The 17,250-nt window shown below is 70.4% G+C and carries 15 protein-coding genes; 8 read left to right on the forward strand and 7 right to left on the reverse strand.

Features of this window, described 5'->3' with window-relative positions:
• Nucleotides 1-115: 115 nt before the first annotated feature.
• From ACYVF3_RS24890 to ACYVF3_RS24910, 5 genes are all read left to right on the forward strand, one after another.
• On the forward strand, nt 116-376 hold the full coding sequence (locus ACYVF3_RS24890) for a hypothetical protein (protein ID WP_461156686.1): 261 nt from the start codon (nt 116-118) through the stop codon (nt 374-376).
• 2 nt (nt 377-378) lie between these two features.
• Nucleotides 379-630 (forward strand): hypothetical protein, encoded by a 252-nt coding sequence (locus ACYVF3_RS24895; RefSeq protein ID WP_363795362.1) that lies wholly within the window; start codon nt 379-381, stop codon nt 628-630.
• 129 nt (nt 631-759) lie between these two features.
• Complete coding sequence (locus tag ACYVF3_RS24900) at nt 760-3,567, forward strand: FtsK/SpoIIIE domain-containing protein (RefSeq protein WP_461156687.1); 2,808 nt, start codon at nt 760-762, stop codon at nt 3,565-3,567.
• Complete coding sequence (locus tag ACYVF3_RS24905; protein WP_461156688.1) at nt 3,560-3,931, forward strand: hypothetical protein; 372 nt, start codon at nt 3,560-3,562, stop codon at nt 3,929-3,931. Before ACYVF3_RS24900 ends, ACYVF3_RS24905 begins: the two co-directional genes overlap by 8 nt.
• Before the next feature lie 162 nt (nt 3,932-4,093).
• On the forward strand, nt 4,094-4,846 hold the full coding sequence (locus ACYVF3_RS24910) for a GNAT family N-acetyltransferase (RefSeq protein ID WP_461156689.1): 753 nt from the start codon (nt 4,094-4,096) through the stop codon (nt 4,844-4,846).
• On the opposite strand, the gene ACYVF3_RS24915 is transcribed toward ACYVF3_RS24910, so the two are convergent.
• Nucleotides 4,818-6,455: an FAD-binding oxidoreductase gene (locus tag ACYVF3_RS24915; RefSeq protein ID WP_461156690.1), complete on the reverse strand. Its 1,638-nt coding sequence runs from the start codon at nt 6,453-6,455 to the stop codon at nt 4,818-4,820. The two genes, ACYVF3_RS24910 and ACYVF3_RS24915, sit on opposite strands and share 29 nt — an antisense overlap.
• A 16-nt stretch (nt 6,456-6,471) precedes the next feature.
• Here ACYVF3_RS24915 and ACYVF3_RS24920 point away from each other — a divergent pair, with 16 nt between their 5' ends.
• On the forward strand, nt 6,472-7,122 hold the full coding sequence (locus ACYVF3_RS24920) for a TetR/AcrR family transcriptional regulator (protein ID WP_461156691.1): 651 nt from the start codon (nt 6,472-6,474) through the stop codon (nt 7,120-7,122).
• Entirely contained in the window at nt 7,119-8,693 is a 1,575-nt protein-coding gene (locus ACYVF3_RS24925; RefSeq protein ID WP_461156692.1) for a glycerol-3-phosphate dehydrogenase/oxidase, read from the forward strand. The genes ACYVF3_RS24920 and ACYVF3_RS24925 overlap by 4 nt, the downstream gene beginning before the upstream one ends.
• Before the next feature lie 117 nt (nt 8,694-8,810).
• On the opposite strand, the gene ACYVF3_RS24930 is transcribed toward ACYVF3_RS24925, so the two are convergent.
• The 3 genes from ACYVF3_RS24930 to ACYVF3_RS24940 all read right to left on the reverse strand — a co-directional run bounded on the left by ACYVF3_RS24930 (nt 8,811) and on the right by ACYVF3_RS24940 (nt 12,042).
• Entirely contained in the window at nt 8,811-10,115 is a 1,305-nt protein-coding gene (locus ACYVF3_RS24930; RefSeq protein ID WP_461156693.1) for a citrate synthase, read from the reverse strand.
• Nucleotides 10,116-10,495: 380 nt separating this feature from the next.
• The gene (locus ACYVF3_RS24935; RefSeq protein ID WP_461156694.1) at nt 10,496-11,425 is read right to left on the reverse strand and encodes a carbohydrate kinase family protein; all 930 of its coding nucleotides are present in this window, start codon (nt 11,423-11,425) and stop codon (nt 10,496-10,498) included.
• On the reverse strand, nt 11,422-12,042 hold the full coding sequence (locus ACYVF3_RS24940; RefSeq protein ID WP_461156695.1) for a TetR/AcrR family transcriptional regulator: 621 nt from the start codon (nt 12,040-12,042) through the stop codon (nt 11,422-11,424). Before ACYVF3_RS24940 ends, ACYVF3_RS24935 begins: the two co-directional genes overlap by 4 nt.
• A gap of 125 nt (nt 12,043-12,167) precedes the next feature.
• Between ACYVF3_RS24940 and ACYVF3_RS24945 the strand changes: the two genes are divergently transcribed.
• Nucleotides 12,168-13,310 (forward strand): acyl-CoA dehydrogenase family protein, encoded by a 1,143-nt coding sequence (locus ACYVF3_RS24945; protein WP_461156696.1) that lies wholly within the window; start codon nt 12,168-12,170, stop codon nt 13,308-13,310.
• 19 nt (nt 13,311-13,329) lie between these two features.
• On the opposite strand, the gene ACYVF3_RS24950 is transcribed toward ACYVF3_RS24945, so the two are convergent.
• From ACYVF3_RS24950 to ACYVF3_RS24960, 3 genes are all read right to left on the reverse strand, one after another.
• Nucleotides 13,330-14,256, reverse strand: a complete 927-nt coding sequence (locus ACYVF3_RS24950; protein WP_461156697.1) for an aldose 1-epimerase family protein — start codon at nt 14,254-14,256, stop codon at nt 13,330-13,332.
• 76 nt (nt 14,257-14,332) lie between these two features.
• Nucleotides 14,333-15,727 carry an APC family permease gene (locus ACYVF3_RS24955; protein ID WP_461156698.1) on the reverse strand — a complete coding sequence of 465 codons (1,395 nt, stop codon included), beginning with the start codon at nt 15,725-15,727 and terminating at the stop codon, nt 14,333-14,335.
• 107 nt (nt 15,728-15,834) lie between these two features.
• Nucleotides 15,835-17,127 (reverse strand): MFS transporter, encoded by a 1,293-nt coding sequence (locus ACYVF3_RS24960; RefSeq protein WP_461156699.1) that lies wholly within the window; start codon nt 17,125-17,127, stop codon nt 15,835-15,837.
• Between the last annotated feature and the right edge of the window lie 123 nt (nt 17,128-17,250).

The raw sequence follows: 17,250 nt of genomic DNA on the forward strand, positions 1-17,250 counted from the left end.
AGGTATGACCGAACAATGATCAACAAGGGCGGCCCGCCCGAGCGGTGATCTTGCCCGGGCACTACCTTGTGAACCGTTACAGAGTCGTACCGCCCTTGGAGAGGACCGCATCCAAATGGCAGGCGTCGAAGAAGTTCGCGCAGGCATTTCGCTGGCCAACCAGAAGATGCAGGAAGGTGTCGCCGCCCTCCAGCAAACGACGCTCGTCCTCGAAGAGGCGCAGGCCGCGCTCTCCGGGGCCATCCAGGGCACCGCGCAGGACGAGATGCAGCACGCCTACGGGATGCTCGCCGAGGTCCTGCAGACCCTCGGCGGCGCTCAGGGCACGCTGTCGGCGACGATCTCCTCCACCGAGAGCTACGCCGGGCGCCTGTAGTCGTGTCCTCGCTCGACGAACTCCTCCAAGTGCTGCAGGGCATCGAGCGCCAGCTCGAAGAGGCCGGGGCGCACCTGGGCACCTGCCAGGGAAAGCTCGACGAAGCGCGGCAGGCGCTGGTCCGGCTCGATCCGGAGCATCCGGAGACCGTCCTCCCGCCGGGGCTCCCTCGAACGCATGACCAGGTTGAGCGCGCGCAGCGGCTGATCGACCTCGTCCTGAACACGATCCGCGACTTCGCCACCCGTTTGTAGGATGATCGGCCGAAGCGCGGAACACCTTCCCACTGCGCGATATTCACGCTCGTGCATGGGTTGGGCAGGGCATATTTCGAGGTGGTACTTTGATCACGTTCCGTAACTCGGCCTCCGAGGTGGCGTGTTGTGAAACGCAGTGACCGGCGAAGCCGCATCGAATCGGCCTTCGAGCACCTGCGCAGCAGCATCTCCGCCGCACTCGGCGCCACCGAGAACGCACACCGGGAAGTGCTCGACACCTGCGCCGAGCAGGAGTACGCGCTGCGCATCGCCCAGGTCGGCGCGGCCGAAGCCGAACGCGAACCGGAGCAGATCGCAGACGACCCGGCCGACCCGCACTTCCGATCCGCGCTCACCCGGGCGCTGAGCGCGCGCGACGAGATCTTCCGGGACTGGACCGAGCAGGGACCGCCCTCGCTGGAGAAGCTGGTCACCGCGAACTCCCCCGGCAGCGCGTCGGAGCCGTTCGAGTCCTGGCTCGGCGAGTTCGGCGGCGGCGACGTCGCCCACCCGCCCGAGCTGTGGCGCATCGGCACCGCGAGCATCCCCGATTCCCCGCAGTCGCCGCCGTTCCCGGCCGTCGTGCCCGCGCTGGACTTCGCGCACCTCCGCATCACCACCGACGAGGTGCCGGAGACCGCGGAAACCCTGGTGCAGAACCTGCTCCTGCGGATCGTCAGCCACTTCGAGCCCGGTCAGGTGCGCATCCACAGCTGGGACGTCGCGCGGCTGACCGGCACCTTGCCGGACCTGCACCCGCTCAGCAGCGCCGGCCTGCTCACGGCCCACGACTCGACGCGTCTGAGCGACCTGCTGGAAGTGCTCTCCGACCACATCAAGCGCATCCACTCCGGCGCGCTGCTCGGCGAGCACACGACGCTGCGCGCGCTGGCCGCCGCCCACGGTCGCCGGAGCGAGCCGTGGCGGATCGCGGTGCTGTTCGGCAACGGCCAGCCCCTGCGCGAGGAGCAGCAGCAACAGCTCCAGCGGATCGCGCGCAACGGCCTGGCCTGCGGCATCCAGCTGATCACCGTCGACCTCCCGCTGACCGTCAACAGCTCCATCGAGTCGATCTCGCTGATCGGCGAGAACCGCGCGCGCACCAGCATGACCGGGCCCGAAGCCGTGGTGGCGCTGGACGAACCGCCGTCGCGCGGCACGGCGGCGAAGGTCTGCGGGGCCATCGCGACCGAGTTCGAGTCCCGCCGAGCGCGGGTCCGGACCTTCGACGACCTGCTGCCCGACGAGCTGTGGCAGTGCCACTCGCGTTCCGAGCTGCAGGCGCCCGTCGGCTTCGACGAGGGCGAAGAGGTGTGGGTGCGGCTCGGGGACGCCAGCCCGCACACCCTGATCGGTGGGCCGAGCGGATCGGGCAAGACGAACTTCCTCTACAGCATGCTCGGCGCCATGGCCGCCCGGTACTCGCCGGACGAGTTGGAGCTGCACCTGCTGGACTTCAAGGAAGGCGTGTCGTTCGCGCAGTTCACGCCGGGCAGGCGGGACCCGAGCTGGCTGCCGCACGCGAAGCTGGTGGGCGTCAACGTCAACACCGACCGCGAGTTCGGGCTTGCGCTGCTGCGGTTCCTCGCCGACGAGATGCGGCGGCGCGCCGACGTCGCCAAGCGCTACGAGGTCACCAAGCTCGAAGAGCTGCGGGCCGAGGACCCCGAGGGCAAGTGGCCGCGGATCGTCGCGGTGATCGACGAGTTCCAGTACCTGTTCGCCGACCGCGACCCGGTGACCGCGCAGGCGACCAAGCTGCTGGAAGACGTTGCGCGACGCGGTCGTTCGCAGGGCATCCACCTGGTGCTGGCCAGCCAGGACGTCTCCGGGATCGAGGCGTTCTGGGGCAAGCCGGCGATCTTCGAGCAGTTCATCCTGCGCATCGCGCTGCCCAAGGCACGCCGGGTGCTCACCGAGCACAACCAGGCGGCGATGGAGCTCCCGCGCTGGCACGCCGTGGTCAACCACGAGTCGGGCGTCAAGCACGGCAACGAGATCGCCCGCGTCCCGGACGCCACCGCCCGCGACACCTTCCACGAACTGCAGCAACGCCTCTGGCAGCAACGCGCGGCCGGATCCCACCCGCCGCGGCTGTTCGACGGTTCCAACCTGCCGAAGCTCAGGTCCCTGGACGAGTTCCGGAAGATGATCGCGCCGGTCAGCACTCCGCGCGCGCTGCTCGGGCAGATCATCGACGTCGAGGGAACGGCCGCCGCGGTGCGGCTGTCGCGCTCGCCGGGCCGCAACATCGCGGTGATCGGCTCGGTCCGCGAGGACACCACCAGCGCGCTGGGCGCGGCGGCGCTGTCGCTGTCGCGCCAGCACGAGCCGGGCAAGATCCGGTTCACCATCGGCTCGCTGCTCGACGACGTCGACGAGGACGCCCGCGCCGTGATCGAGGAGCTCCGCGAACGCGGCCACGAGGTCGACGTGGTGGGCCTGGACGACATCTCCGCGACGCTCGACCGCATCGCCACCGACATCGACGCCGGTGCCGCTCCGGTCCGGCACTGCGTGGTGCTCTACGCCGTCGACGCCGCGCAGACGACGCTGGAGCGCAAGGACCCGGTGACCAGGGCTTGCGCGCTGGACTCGCTGCGCAAGATCCTCAAGCAGGGACCCGAGTCCCGGGTGCACGTGATCGGCTGGTGGCGCAGCGTGCAGCGGGTGAAGAACACCCTCGGCATGGGCCCGGTGGACGACATCGGCGCGTGGGTGGCCTTCGACGTGCACGGGCAGGAGCTCAGCGCGTTCGCCGCCGGCCAGCCGGTCAACTGGTCGCCGCGGTCGCGTCGCGGACTGTTCTTCGACCGCTCGGTGCACTCGCGTCCCGAGGTCGTGCTGCCGTTCGACCTCGGCGGATCTCCGCCCGTTCCCGCCCAGCGCTCGATGGAATCGGATGCCGACGTGCGGGAGGAAGCCGGTGACTGAGACTGCGGCGGAGCGCTACCGCGAGCTGACCGCCCTGGCCACGGCCGCGGGCAAGGAGCTGCGCAAGCAGGAGCGCGACAGCGCCAAGGAGCTCGGCGACGCGGTCGCGGCGGGCACCAAGCGCAAGGAGGAGTCGGAGGCGACCCGCGACGAGCTGGTCGCCGAGTTCAAGCGGCTCTGGAAGTCGGCGATGCAGATCGTCTGGGACGAGCGGTGGTTGCGCTCCTCCGGCGTCCCCGCCGCTGATCGCGACGCTCCCGACGCGTCGCCGTCGCAGTCCCGCCAGGAGGCTCACGAAGCCTTGGAAGCGCTCCGCGACACCATCGCGAAGCCCCGCCTCTCCCTCCCCCGACGCCGCAAGTGACCCACCCCGGGCTCGGAGGGGCGACGTGCTCGGCAGTTCCCAGTTTTAGTCCAAACTGAGCGGACATTTCGGGCACGAAGGGTCCTCGGTTTGGACTAAAACTGGGAATTCCCACCATCGTGCGCGACGTGGCCTCTCGTCGGGGCGGAATAGGCTGGGGGCGTGGAGGAGTTGGGGTCCGCTGCGGAGGTGGCCGCGGCGTCGTCGGATCTGATGGTGCGGTGGGCGGCCCAGGCGCTGGAGCCCGGGTACCCGCACGAGCGCGGGAGCGCGTGGCGGCACCGCAGCGCGGTGGCGGTCTTCGCGCCCCGGCTGAACCGCGCCGACCGCGTCGTGCACGCAGGCGGCGAGGACGACGTCGTGGCGCTGCTGGAGACGATCTCCCCCGCCCTGTCCGGCCAGAAGGTCCGGTTCCTGGCCGGGGCTCCCCTGGCCGCGCGGGTCGCCGACCGGCTCGGCTTCGAGGTCCTGGCGACGTTCGGCTGGATGCACCTCGACGCCGCTCCACCGCGGGAGCTCATCCCCGACGCCGAGTGGCTGACCGAGGCCGACGTCCCCGCCATCGACGCCCTCCTGCGCGAGGCCAACCCCGGCTCGTACCTGTTCCCCGGTGATCCCGGCGCCGTGCGCTGGGCCGGGATCCGCGACGCCGACGGGACACCGGTCTCGGTGGCCGGCGACTCCTGGCCCGCCCCCGGCATCCGCTACATCTCCGGCGTCGCCACCCACCCCGCGCATCGTGGCCGGGGCCTGTCGACGCAGCTGTGCACCTTCCTGACCCGGGAACTGGCCGCGCACGGCGACGTCGTGCTGATGGCCGACGAGGACAACGAACCCGCTCTGCGGGTGTACCGGGGACTCGGATACCGGTACACGCCGATCTCGGCTAGTCGCGGATCAGCTTGCCCGGGTTGAGGATTCCGGTCGGGTCCACCGCGCGCTTGGCCGCCGCGAGCACCGACGTGCCGACCTCGCCGATCTCCGCGCCCAGCCAGGGCCGGTGGTCGACGCCGACCGCGTGGTGGTGGCTGATCGTGCCGCGACCGGCGATGGCGTCGCAGGCCGCCTCCTTGGCCCGCTGCCACTGCGCGAGGGCCTGCCCGGAATCGCGCGGGGCCAGCACGGTGAAGTACAGCGAGGCACCGGTCTCGTAGGCGTGCGAGACGTGGCACATCACGATCGGCGGCTTGCTGCCCGCCTGGAGGTTGCGCACCAGCGCCGTGCGCACTGCCGAGCGCAGCTCGCTCAGGCCGCTCCAGTGCGTCGCGGTCTCCAGGGTTTCCACGCACACACCGCGGTCGAGCAGCGCGTCCCGCTGCCGGGGCCCGGAGAACCGGTGCGACTTCCAGGACTCGCCCGCTGCCCGGCCCAACCGCACGGTCCGGACGTCGCGCAGCGCGCGCAGCGTGGCCGCGCGGCGCTGCTTGAGCTCGGTGCGGGACCCCGCCTCCCAGCCGAGGACCAGCAGGCACGGGTTGCGAACGCCCTTGGCGCGCAGGACGTTCGCCAGCGCACGCGCCTTGAGCTGACCGGCCATCGCCAGCTGGACCTCGGTCTCGGTCGGGTCCGACAACCGCGTGACGTCGGCCAGCACCCGGTCCTGCGCGAGCGCGCGCACGGCGTCGGTCCCGACCTGCCAACCGTCCACCACGAGCGCCTCGTAGCGGGTGCGCCTCGGCGCCGGGCGGACGCGGACGGCGACCTCGGTGATGACGCCGAGGCTCCCCTCGCTGCCGATGGCCAGGTGGCGCAGGTCGGGCCCGGCCGCTGACGCGGGTGCGATGCCGAGCTTCCACTCACCTGCGGGTGTCGCCAGCCGCACGCCCTCGATCATGTCCTCGAACCGCCCGTAGCCGGAGGACGCCTGGCCGGCCGAGCGGGTGGCGGCGAACCCGCCGATGGTGGCCCGCTCGAAGGACTGCGGGAAGTGCCCGAGCGTGAACCCGTGCGCCGCCAGCAGTGATTCGGCCTCGGGCGCGCGCATCCCGGCCTGCAGCACGGCGATCCGCGAATCCGGGTCGAGCGAGACCAGGCGATCGAGCCGCACCAGGTCGAGGGCGACCACGGCGCTCTTGCCTCCGCGCAGCGCGTCGACCCCACCCACGACGGAGGTCCCGCCGCCGAAGGGGACCACCGCGATGTCGTGACGGGCGCAGATCTCCAGCACGCCCTGCACCAGCTCCGGGTCCGATGGCAGCAGCACCGCGTCCGGGACCGCGAGCTCGGCGCCCTCGCGCCGGCGCATCAGGTCGCTGTAGGACATGCCGCCGGAGCGCCCGAGCCGCGATGCGGCGTCGACGAGCACGTGGGCTTCGCCCAGCAGCGCTTCCAGTTCGGCGCGCGGGGTGTCGGCGAGGGAACATCCGGGCACTTCGAGCAGGGACGCGGGCACCGCCGGGGTGGTGGTCTCGACGAGTCCGATGCGGTGCCGCAGCCAGCGCAGCGAGGCCGACGACAGTGGCGCGGCGGCCGCTCCGGACGAGGTCCAGCTGCCGCGAAGGGTGTGTTCGATCTGCCCGTTCACAGCTAGAGTGTGACACATGCAGTCGGATTGTCACAGCATCGAGCGCGCCGCCCCCCGTCCCGTCGGCACCGGCAGGCGCCAGGCGGCCAACCGGGTCTCCGACGCCGACCTGCTGCGGGCGGCGCGCGAGTGCGTGCTCGCCCACGGCGTCCGCCGGACGACGCTCACCGAGGTCGCGCGCGTCGCAGGCGTCAGCCGGATGACGCTCTACCGGCGCTTCCCCGACGTCGGCGGCATGGTCACCACCCTCGTCACCGTCGAGTTCGGCGAGGTCCTGCAGCAAGCCCGCCGAGCCGCCGGAACCGGCGACGCGCGCCAACGCCTGGTCGGCGGCATGGTGCGCGGCATCAGACTGCTGCACGAAGCCCCGCTGCTGCAACGAGTCCTGGAAACCGACTCCGAACTGCTGCTCCCCTACCTGGTCGAGCGGCTGGGCAGCACCCAGGTGGCGGCCGACGGCTTCATTCGCGAGCATGTGGCCGCCGGGCACGACGACGGGTCGATCCGTCCCGGCGACGCGGCGGTGCAGGCCCGCTCACTGCTGTTGCTGACCCAGTCGTTCGTCATCTCGGCGCGCCCGGCAGCGAAGGACCTCGAACTCGACGCGCTGACGGACGAACTGGCCCTCCTCCTCGACGGCGCTCTACGGCCAAGGAGCCCTTCATGATCACCACTCCGCTGCCCGCCGGTTCGCTGCGCGCCACCTCGCTGAACTCCGCGCGGTTGCGGACCGACCTGCGCACCGCGGCCGAGCAGGAAGTCGACCTCCTCGTCGTCGGCGGCGGCGTCACCGGCACCGGGGTCGCCCTCGACGCTGCCGCGAGGGGACTGTCGGTCGCGCTGGTGGAGGCCGAGGACCTCGCGTGGGGCACGTCCCGCTGGTCCAGCAAGCTCGTGCACGGCGGTCTGCGCTACCTCGCCCACGGCGACGTCGCGCTGGCGCGGGAGAGCGCGGTGGAACGCCACGTCCTCATGACCCGCACAGCACCTCACCTGGTGCGTCCGCTCCCCCAGCTCATCCCGCTGCACGAGGAGATCTCGCGCCGCCAGGAAGTCGTCCTGCACGCGGGATTGCACGCCGGCGACGCCCTCCGACGCGCCGCGCGGACACCGTCGGAGGTCCTGCCCGCGCCCAAGAAGATCCCTTCAGCCGAGGCACTGGCGCTGGTTCCCGGCCTCCGCCCGGCCGGGCTGCGCGGCGGACTGCTGAGCTTCGACGGCCAGCTCGTCGACGACGCCCGGCTCGTGGTGGCCCTCGCCCGCACCGCCGCCGGGTTCGGCGCGCGCGTCCTCACCCGCTGCGAGGTGACGTCCCTCGACGGCAGGGGCGCCGACGTGGTGGACCGCCGCAGCGGTGAATCGCTGCGCCTGCGCGCGCGGTCGGTCGTCAACGCCGCCGGGGTGTGGGCCGGAGGGCTCGTGCCGGAGGTCGAGCTGAGCCCGTCGCGCGGATCGCACCTGGTCGTCGACGCCGACGCCGCGGGCGTGGCCGGAACCGCGGTCGTGGCACCGGTGGCGGGCGGTTCCGGGCGGTTCCTGCTGCTGATCCCGCTGCCCGACGGCCGCGCGATCCTCGGGCTGACCGACGAGCCCGCTCCCGGCCCGATCCCCGCCGTCCCGGAAGTTCCCGAGTCCGACGTGGACTTCTTGCTCGCGGGGATCAGGGACGTGCTCGGCGCACCGCTGACCCGCGAGCACGTCCTCGGCTCCTTCGCCGGTCTCCGGCCGCTGCTGCAGCAGGACGGCAAGGCCTCGGCGGATCTCTCCCGCCACCACGCGGTGCTGACGTCGGAGGAAGGGATCATCACGGTCGTCGGGGGCAAGCTCACGACCTACCGGAAGATGGCCGCCGACGCGGTGGACGCCGCGGTCAGCACCTGCGGCCTGCCGGCAGGACCTTCCCGCACCACCGAGATCGCGCTGGTCGGCGCCGCGCCCCGCCGCCACCTCACCGATGTGGAGGCTCCCGCCACCCTCGTCGCCAAGTACGGCACCGAAGCCGCTCGCGTCGCGGCCCTCACCGAGCTCGACCCCGACCTCGCCCGGCCGGTGGCAGAAGGCCTGCATCTCACCGCGGCCGAGGTCCTGTGGGCGGTCCGGCACGAAGGGGCCCTCGACGCCGACGACGTCCTCGACCGCCGGACCCGCCTCGGCCTCGACCCCACCGCCCGCGCGAAGGCGCTGCCCGCGGTCGACGACATCGTCGCCCGCGCCCTGGCCGGCATCGATCCGGCCTGAAGACGCTGCTCACGGTCGCAGAAAGGCCCCGGGGCCGGCCTTCTCGGCCGGGCTCTCCGGGGCCCATTGCGAGGTCAGCGGCCGTGGCCACCGACTGGATTCAGGTAACGATTCAGATCAGCGCTGGTCCATCGGCTTGTAGGAACGCTCCGGCGCACCGGTGTAGACCTGGCGCGGACGGCTGATCTTGCGAGCCGGGTCCTCGATCATCTCGCGCCAGTGCGCGATCCAGCCGGGAAGCCGGCCGAGCGCGAACAGCACGGTGAAGAACTTCGTCGGGAAGCCCATCGCCTTGTAGATGAGGCCGGTGTAGAAGTCCACGTTCGGGTAGAGCTTGCGCGAGACGAAGTAGTCGTCCGACAGCGCGCGCTCTTCCAGCCGCAGCGCGATGTCCAGCAGCGGGTCGTTCGCGCCCAGCTTGGACAGCACCTCGTCGGCGGTCTTCTTGATGATCGCCGCGCGCGGGTCGTAGTTCTTGTAGACCCGGTGCCCGAAGCCCATCAGGCGAACGCCGGGCTCCTTGTTCTTCACCCGCTCGACGAACGCGTCGACGTCGCCGCCGTTGTTCTTGATGCCTTCCAGCATCTCCAGCACCGCGCTGTTCGCGCCGCCGTGCAGCGGGCCGAACAGGGCGTTGATGCCGGCCGAGACGCTGGCGAACATGTTGGCCTCGGACGAGCCGACCATCCGGACCGTCGAGGTCGAGCAGTTCTGCTCGTGGTCGGCGTGCAGGATGAACAGCAGGTCCAGCGCGCGGGCCAGGGTGGGGTCGACCTCGTAGGGCTCGGCGGGGAAGCCGAAGGTCATCCGGAGGAAGTTCTCCACCAGGCCCAGCGAGTTGTCCGGGTACAGGAACGGCTGGCCGACCGACTTCTTGTAGGCGTAAGCCGCGATCGTGGGCAGCTTCGCCAGCAGGCGGACCGTGGACAGCTCGACCTGGTCCTTGTCGAACGGGTTGAGGCTGTCCTGGTAGAAGGTCGACAGAGCCGAAACCGCCGACGACAGCACCGGCATCGGGTGCGCGTCGCGCGGGAAGCCGTCGAAGAACTGCTTGAGGTCTTCGTGCAGCAGGGTGTGCCGGCGGATGCGCTCGGAGAACTCGTCGTGCTCCTGCTGGGTCGGCAGCTCACCGTAGATCAGCAGGTAGCTGACCTCGATGAAGTTCGACTTCGCCGCGAGCTCCTCGATGGGGTAGCCGCGGTACCGGAGGATGCCGGCGTCGCCGTCGATGTAGGTGATGTCGGAGTTGCAGGCTGCGGTGTTGACGAAACCCGGATCCAACGTCACCAAACCGGTTTGGGACAGCAGCTTGCCGAGGTCGACACCGGGCGAACCTTCGGTGGGTTGCGTCACCTGCATTTCGTGCTCGCCGGCGTCATAGCGCAGCGCGACGGTACGTTTGGCGGTCACGTCGTCGGGCATTCGGGAACCTCTCGCGCTCGTCAAGGGGGGCGTGGCGACGACCGCGATTGCCAGCCAAGCGGCAGGGCTTCGTGTCGCCCGCGCTCCGGGTCGGGGTGTCCGAACCGTCGCAGCACCACCCCGTTGGGGTCCTGTCAGTAGTCACGCTAGACCGCAAGAGGCCCCCCGCGCAGCAATCGCGTTTCCTCTTTTTTGCAGGTGGGACCACGATCACATCACACTTGCCGGTCGGCGGAGCGCCAATGTCGACGCTCCGCCACCGTCTGGCACCACCATCGTGACCACGAGTGAAATCCGATCGGTCTAATCCGGATTCCTTCTTTCGCAGGCAGGCGGTTGAGCTCACGGGGCGTGTTCAGCCCCCACCGGATAGATGTGGCTCACCTGTCCAGCTCCGAAGACCACGGCGGCTCGGCTCCCGGACGCGACACGGTGACCGCGGCCGCGGCCGCGGCGAATGCCAGCGCCTGCTCCCACTGCTGCGCGTCGAGGGCCCGAACCCTCTCCTGCGACAAGGCGTCGTTGCGGTGCAGCCAGGCCAGCAGCGCCGCCTGCACCGTGTCTCCCGCGCCGATGGTGTCGGCGACCTGGACCTCGCGGCTGGGGACCGTCACCTCGTCCTCGGCGGTGACGGCGGTGATCCCGTCTCCACCCCTGGTCAGCACCACTGCGGCCGGACCGCGCGACTGCCACTCGCGGGCCACCTCGACCACGTCGCGCCCCGGGGCGAGCCATGCGGCGTCGTCGTCGGAGACCTTGAGCAACCCGACCGAGGGGAGCCAGGAGGCGAACCGGTCCCGGTAGGCGGCCGGGTCCGCGATGAGGTCGGCGCGGATGTTCGGGTCCAGCGCGATGAACACGCCGCGCTCGGCCTCGCGGAACAGCGCCTTCTCGTAGGTGCTGGCACCGGGTTCGAGCACCATGCCCAGCGTGCCCAGGCACAACGCCGCGGCTTCCGGGGGAAGGAGCTGGTCGGAGACGAAGCGCGCGGCGGTGCCCTCGGTGTGGAAGCTGTAGCGCGCCGAGCCGTTGGCCTCCAGGCCGACCACCGCGAGCGTCGTGGGCTCCGGCCCGCGCTGGACCAGCGACGTGTCCACTTCGGACTCACTCAGCCGCTGCAACATGCGGTCACCGAACTGGTCGGTCGACAGCTTCGCGTAGAAAGCGGTGGGGGCGCCGAGCCTGCCCAGCGCGATGGCCACGTTGTAGGGGCCACCACCGAGCAACGGGTGCAGCGGACCCAGCTCTCCGTCCGGTGTGGACGAATCCGGCACGAGGTCGACCAGGGCCTCACCGCCGATGACGATCAATTTTCCTCCACTGCATCCGAAGGGGACTTCTCATCCTGGGTGAGCCCACCCAGCAGGAACTGCGACAGCGCGGAGAACGCGGCGGCGTCGGACAGCCCGGTGCGCTCGCCGATCTCACCGCGCTGGATGCCGACGATGGTGCGGCCGACCATCTCGCCGACGAAACCTGCGTGCACCTCGCGGAACACCCCTTGCCGCACGCCCTCGGCGATGAACCCGCGCAACCGGTCGGCGGCGGCGCGGGCGTTGGCCTCGTAAGTGGCGCTGGTCGCGAGGTTGGCGGCCATGTCGTCGATGAACTCCCGGGATGCCGGGCGCAGCGCTTCGGCCGCGGCGTCGAGGTAGGCGCGCACCTTCTCCCGCGCGTCGTCGGCGTCCTCGGTCCGGCGCTCGATGTCCTCGGTGGCGTTCTTGAAGTAGTGCGACACGACCCGGACCGCGAGCTGCTCCTTGCTCCCGGCGAGCGTGTAGAGCGTCGACTTCGAGCAGCGCAGCCTGCCTGCCAGGTCGTCGAGGGTGAAGTGGGCGAACCCCTCCGCCAGGAACAGATCGCGCAGCCGACCCAGGAGATCGGCCCGCCTGGGGTTCAGCGTCCGTTCGGCTCGGGAGGTGCTCATCGGGAGAAGCCTGCCACAGGAATCCGGAACCTCGGAGGCAGATCTGTTCACAGTACTGACGTACCGCTTACAGTACTGATTGCAGTACGACGCACCGCTACGCACACTGGCCTTGGGAGCGCGCCATGACCGTTCACCGCCTGCTTCCGACCGAGGAAGCCGCAGATCTGCTCGCGTTGACCCGCGAGATCGCCCGCGACGAGCTCGCCGGCCGTGCCGCCGAGGACGAAGCCGCCGCGAAGTTCCCGCGCGACGCGTTCCGCCTGCTCGGCGACGCCGGACTGCTCGGCCTCCCCTACCCCGAGGAGCACGGCGGCGGGGCGCAGCCCTACGAGGTGTACCTGCAGGTCCTGGAGGAGATCAGCAGCGCCTGGATGACGGTCGGGGTGAGCCTGTCGGTGCACACCTTGAGCTGCTTCCCGCTGGCCACCTTCGGCACCGCTGCGCAGCGCGAACGCCTGCTCCCGGAGATGATCGGCGGCTCGCTGCTGGGCGCCTACTCGCTGTCCGAGCCGCACGCCGGCTCCGATGCGGCCGCCCTGAGCACCCGCGCGGAGCGGACCGGCGACGAGTACGTGGTCAACGGGCAGAAGGCCTGGACCACCCACGGCAGCGAAGCCGACTTCTACTCGCTGATGGTGCGCACCGGTGACGGATCGCGCGGCATCAGCTGCCTGCTGGCGGACTCGACCACCTCGGGCCTCACCGCAGGACCGCCCGAGCACAAGATGGGACTCACCGGGTCACCCACGACGCCGCTGTACCTCGAAGACGCGCACGTCCCGGCCGACCGGCTCATCGGCGAGGAGGGCGACGGTCTCAAGATCGCGCTGTGCGGGCTCGACTCCGGCCGCCTGGGCATCGCCGCCTGCGCGGTGGGACTGGCTCAGGCAGCGCTGGACCTCGCGGTCGACTACGCGCAGCAGCGCAAGCAGTTCGGCCGACCGATCATCGAGTTCCAGGGGATCGAGTTCCTGCTGGCCGACATGTCAGCGGCCGTCCACTCGGCGCGCGCGATGTACCTCGACGGAGCGCGCCGCCGCGACGCCGGTCTTCCCTTCGGGGAGCAGGCGTCGGTGGCGAAGCTGGTGGCCACCGACGCCGCCATGAAGGTCACCACCGACGCGGTCCAGGTCCTCGGCGGCGCCGGGTACACCCGCGACTTCCCCGCGGAGCGCTACATGCGCGAGGCCAAGGTCCTGCAGATCTTCGAGGGCACCAACCAGATCCAGCGCCTGGTCATCGCCCGCCACCTCACCCAGTCCTGAGAGCGGCTGCCCGAACAGTTCAGAGCGGCTTGAGGCCCCAGTGGGCCGTCCACGCCTCGCCCGGCTGCAGGGTGAGGAGATCGGTGCCGGAGTTGAGGGCGTCCGGCGGGCAGGTCATCGGTTCGATGGCGATGGCGCGACCTCGGCCGGGGAAGTCCTCCGCCGTGTAGACCTGGACCCACTTGAAGACCGGATCGGCCCACAGCTGGACGCCGTGACCGTCGGGGCCGGTCAGCGAGTGCCGGACCAGGCCCGCGGGGTCGTCCGGAGCGGGCACCGCGCCGCCGAACGCGGTGTCGAGCCAGACGCCCGCGAGGCGACGTCCGGTGCGGAAGTCCGCCTCATCGCCCTCCAGCGCGCGCGGCGGCCGGACCGGCAGCAACCGGTCGGCGTCCACCGGCAGCAGCGTGGAGGCGGCGAGCCGAAGCGTGCACTCGTCGGTCTCGACGTTTCCCGCGCGCGGGTACGGGTGCACCCCGACGCCGAACGGAACCGCGCGCCCGCCCAGGTTCTCCACGGTGTGGGTCACGGTGAGGCCGTCGCCGTCGAGGGCGTAGCCGATCGAGGTCAGCAGCGGCACCGGCCAACCGGGGCGCGGTGAGACGGTCGCCTGCAGCACGACGGCGGAGTCGGTGTGCTCGACGATCGCCCACGGTGCGTGGCGCAGCAGGCCGTGGATGGCGTTGTCGCGATCGGGCTCGGTCAGGGCCAGCTGCTGCGGTTCGCCGTCGAGGGCCCAGCGCCCGCCTGCGACCCGGTTCGGCCACGGGACCAGCACGTTTCCCGCGGCGGACGGCGGGAGGCGATCGGCGTCGAATGTCTCGACGTGCGGCACTCCGTCGACGGAGAAGGCGCGCAGAACGGCGCCGAACTCGGTGATGACCGCCTTCGCGGTCCCCGAGGTGATCTCGAACTGCCGGCCGGTGGCGGGAAGAGGATCATGCACCCGGCCACTCTACGACCAGGAGGCGGCTCGGTCATCGCGAAATCGCGACCGAACCGCCTCCTGCGACACCGAAGAACTACTTGGAGAGGGCTTCGGCCTCGAAGTCCGTCTTGCCCTTCACGAAGTAGTTGATCAGCCAGAAGATCACGCCGATGCCCAGCAGGATTCCGGCGATGACGTACTCCGTGCCCGGCCGCCCGGACAGCGGGCTGGCGAAGAACGCGCAGGACAGCGCGCCCAGCACCGGAACCCAGGTGGGGGCCCGGAAGTGGTCGTGCTCGACCTCGTCCTTGCGCAGCACCAGGACCGCGACGTTGACGACCGCGAACACCACGAGCAGCAGCAGCGAGGTGGTGCTGCCCAGGTCGGAGATCTCCAGCGAGCTCACCAGCAGGATCGCGATGATGCTGGTGAACAGGATCGACACCCAAGGGGTGCGACGTCCGCGGTGCACCTTGCCGAACACGCCGGGCACGACGCCCTCGTTGGCCATGCCGTAGACCAGCCGGCTGGCCATCAGCATGTTGATCAGCGCGGTGTTGGTGACCGCGAACAGCGCGATCAGCGAGAACAGGATCGGCGGGAACCACGGGGCAGCGGCCTTGACCACCAGCAGCAGCGGGCCGTCGGACTCCGCGAGCTCGGCGGTGGGCACCAGCGTCGAGGTGATCAGCGCGATGACCAGGTAGATCACCGCCGTGATGATCATCCCCAGCAGCAGGGCGCGCGGGAAGTTCTTCGACGGGTCCTTGGTCTCCTCCGCCATGTTGACCGAGTCCTCGAAGCCGACCATCGCGAAGAACGCGAGAGCGGTGGCCGAGGTGACCGCCAGCAGAGGCGAGGTGTCGGTGTCGAACTGCGTGAGCCTGCTGGGGTCCGGGGCGATGTCGGCGCTGTGGCTGCCGCCGAAGATCGCGATCAGGCCGAACACGATCACGATCGCGAGACCGGACAGCTCCACGAAGGTCAGGACGACGTTCATCTTCACCGACTCGCCGACGCCGCGGAAGTTGATCGCCGCGAGCATCAGCAGGAAGCCGAGAGCGACCAGCCACGAGTAGGACTCGATGCCGTCGCCGAAGATGGCGGTCAGGTAGTCACCGCTGAACGCCTGCGCTGCGGACGCGGCGGAGGTGATGCCCGAGCACATCACCGCGAAGGCGATCAGGAAGGTCACGAAGTGGACGCCGAAGGCCTTGTGCACGTAGAGCGGCGCGCCACCGGCCTTGGGGTACTTGCCGACCAGCTCCAGGTAGCTGAACGCGGTCAGGAAGGCGACCACGAAAGCGACCAGGAACGGAACCCAGAGCGCTCCACCGACCTTGCCCGCGACCTTGCCGGTCAACGAATAGATCGTGGTCCCGAGGATGTCTCCCACCACGAAGAAGAGCAGCAGTTTCGGGCCCATCACCTTCTTGAGGCCAGGCTCGTGCGCACCGCCGGGCGCATTAACGGTCGTTTCGTTGGCCATAACGGAGAAGTGTGCAGGGTGGCTCCGCGGCTTGTCTTCCCACCCCTGGTCGAAACGCGCTCCGGCGACTGGCGCAGGCGCGATCGGTACGGTCCGCGCAGGTCAGCTCACGCGTCGTCACCGGTGGGAGCCCGGTATTTCCAGAACGCGGGCAGGCACGCCGCGGACAGCGCGGCGGCCAGCACGACCAGCACTCCACCGATCATCACGGCCGCGCGGGTGCCCGCGTAGGCGCCGGCCAGACCGTGCAGGGTGTCGGCCAGCCGCGGACCACCCGCGACCACGACGGTGAACACGCCCTGGATCCGGCCGCGCATCTCGTCGGTCGCCGCCGTCTGCAGGATCGAACTCCGGTACACCATGCTGATCAGGTCGGCTCCGCCTCCCAGCGCCAGGAACAGCACCGCCAGCCACAGCGAGTCGGCGAAGCCGAAACCGATGATCGCCACGCCCCAGGCCATCACGGCGACCGTCACGCCGACGCCGTGCCGCGCCATCCGGTGCAGCCAGCCGGAGAACAGCCCGAAGAAGAAGGCGCCCAGCGGGATCGCCGCGTACAGCCACCCGAGCGCGGCACCGCCGCCGGGCGGGTCGCCGAAGGTCCGCTCGGCCATCTCCGGGAACAGCGCGCGCGGCATGCCGAAGACCATCGCGATGATGTCCAGCAGGAACGACGCCAGCAGCACCGCGTGCAGACCCAGGTACCGGAAGCCGTCGAGCACCGCGCGGAGACCGGCCTTCTTCGGCGCTCCGTCCTGCGGCGGCAGGGCGGGCAGCCGGAACACCGCCACCAGCGCGAGGCACAGCGCGATCGCGTCTACCAGGTACAGCACGGACAGCCCGAGCACCGGCAGCAGGACACCGGCCAGCAGCGGCCCGACGATCGATCCGAGCTGGAAGACGGTGGAACCCAGGGCCTGCGCCGACGGCAGCAGGTGGGTGGGGATCAGCCTCGCGATCGCCGCGCCGCGGGTCGGGGAGTTGATCGCGAAGAAGGTCTGCTGCAGCGCGAAGAGGACCAGGACGAGCCACACCGACCTGACACCGGAGGAAGCGGCCAGCCACAGCAGGACGGAGGTTCCCGCGAGCCCGCCGTTGGTGACGATCAGCAGCTTGCGGCGGTCCACGGCATCGGCGATCGCCCCGCCCCACAGGCCGAACACCAGCAGCGGGACCAGGCCGAAGATGCCCGCCAGGCCGACGTAGAACGAGGAGCCGGTGATGTCGAAGAGCTGCTTGGGGACGGCGACGGCGGAGAACTGCGCACCGACCGCGGTGACGATGTTGGACATCCACAGCCGGCGGTAGGCCGGGTACTGCAGCGGCCGGGTGTCGATGAGGACCTTGCTGAACAGCGCTCTGACGCTGCGCCGAGGAATGGTTCCGCTGTTCTGCCGCACGAGAGCAGCAGCGTAGTCCTTCGCGAAACTAAAGGACCACTCGTTCTCCGCCCGTGTGATGGAGCTCTACGTGTGATGTCCGGGGAGGTTGTTCAGTGGGGTGGGGAAGTTTTCATGAAAACT

Source organism: Saccharopolyspora tripterygii, from assembly GCF_054778355.1.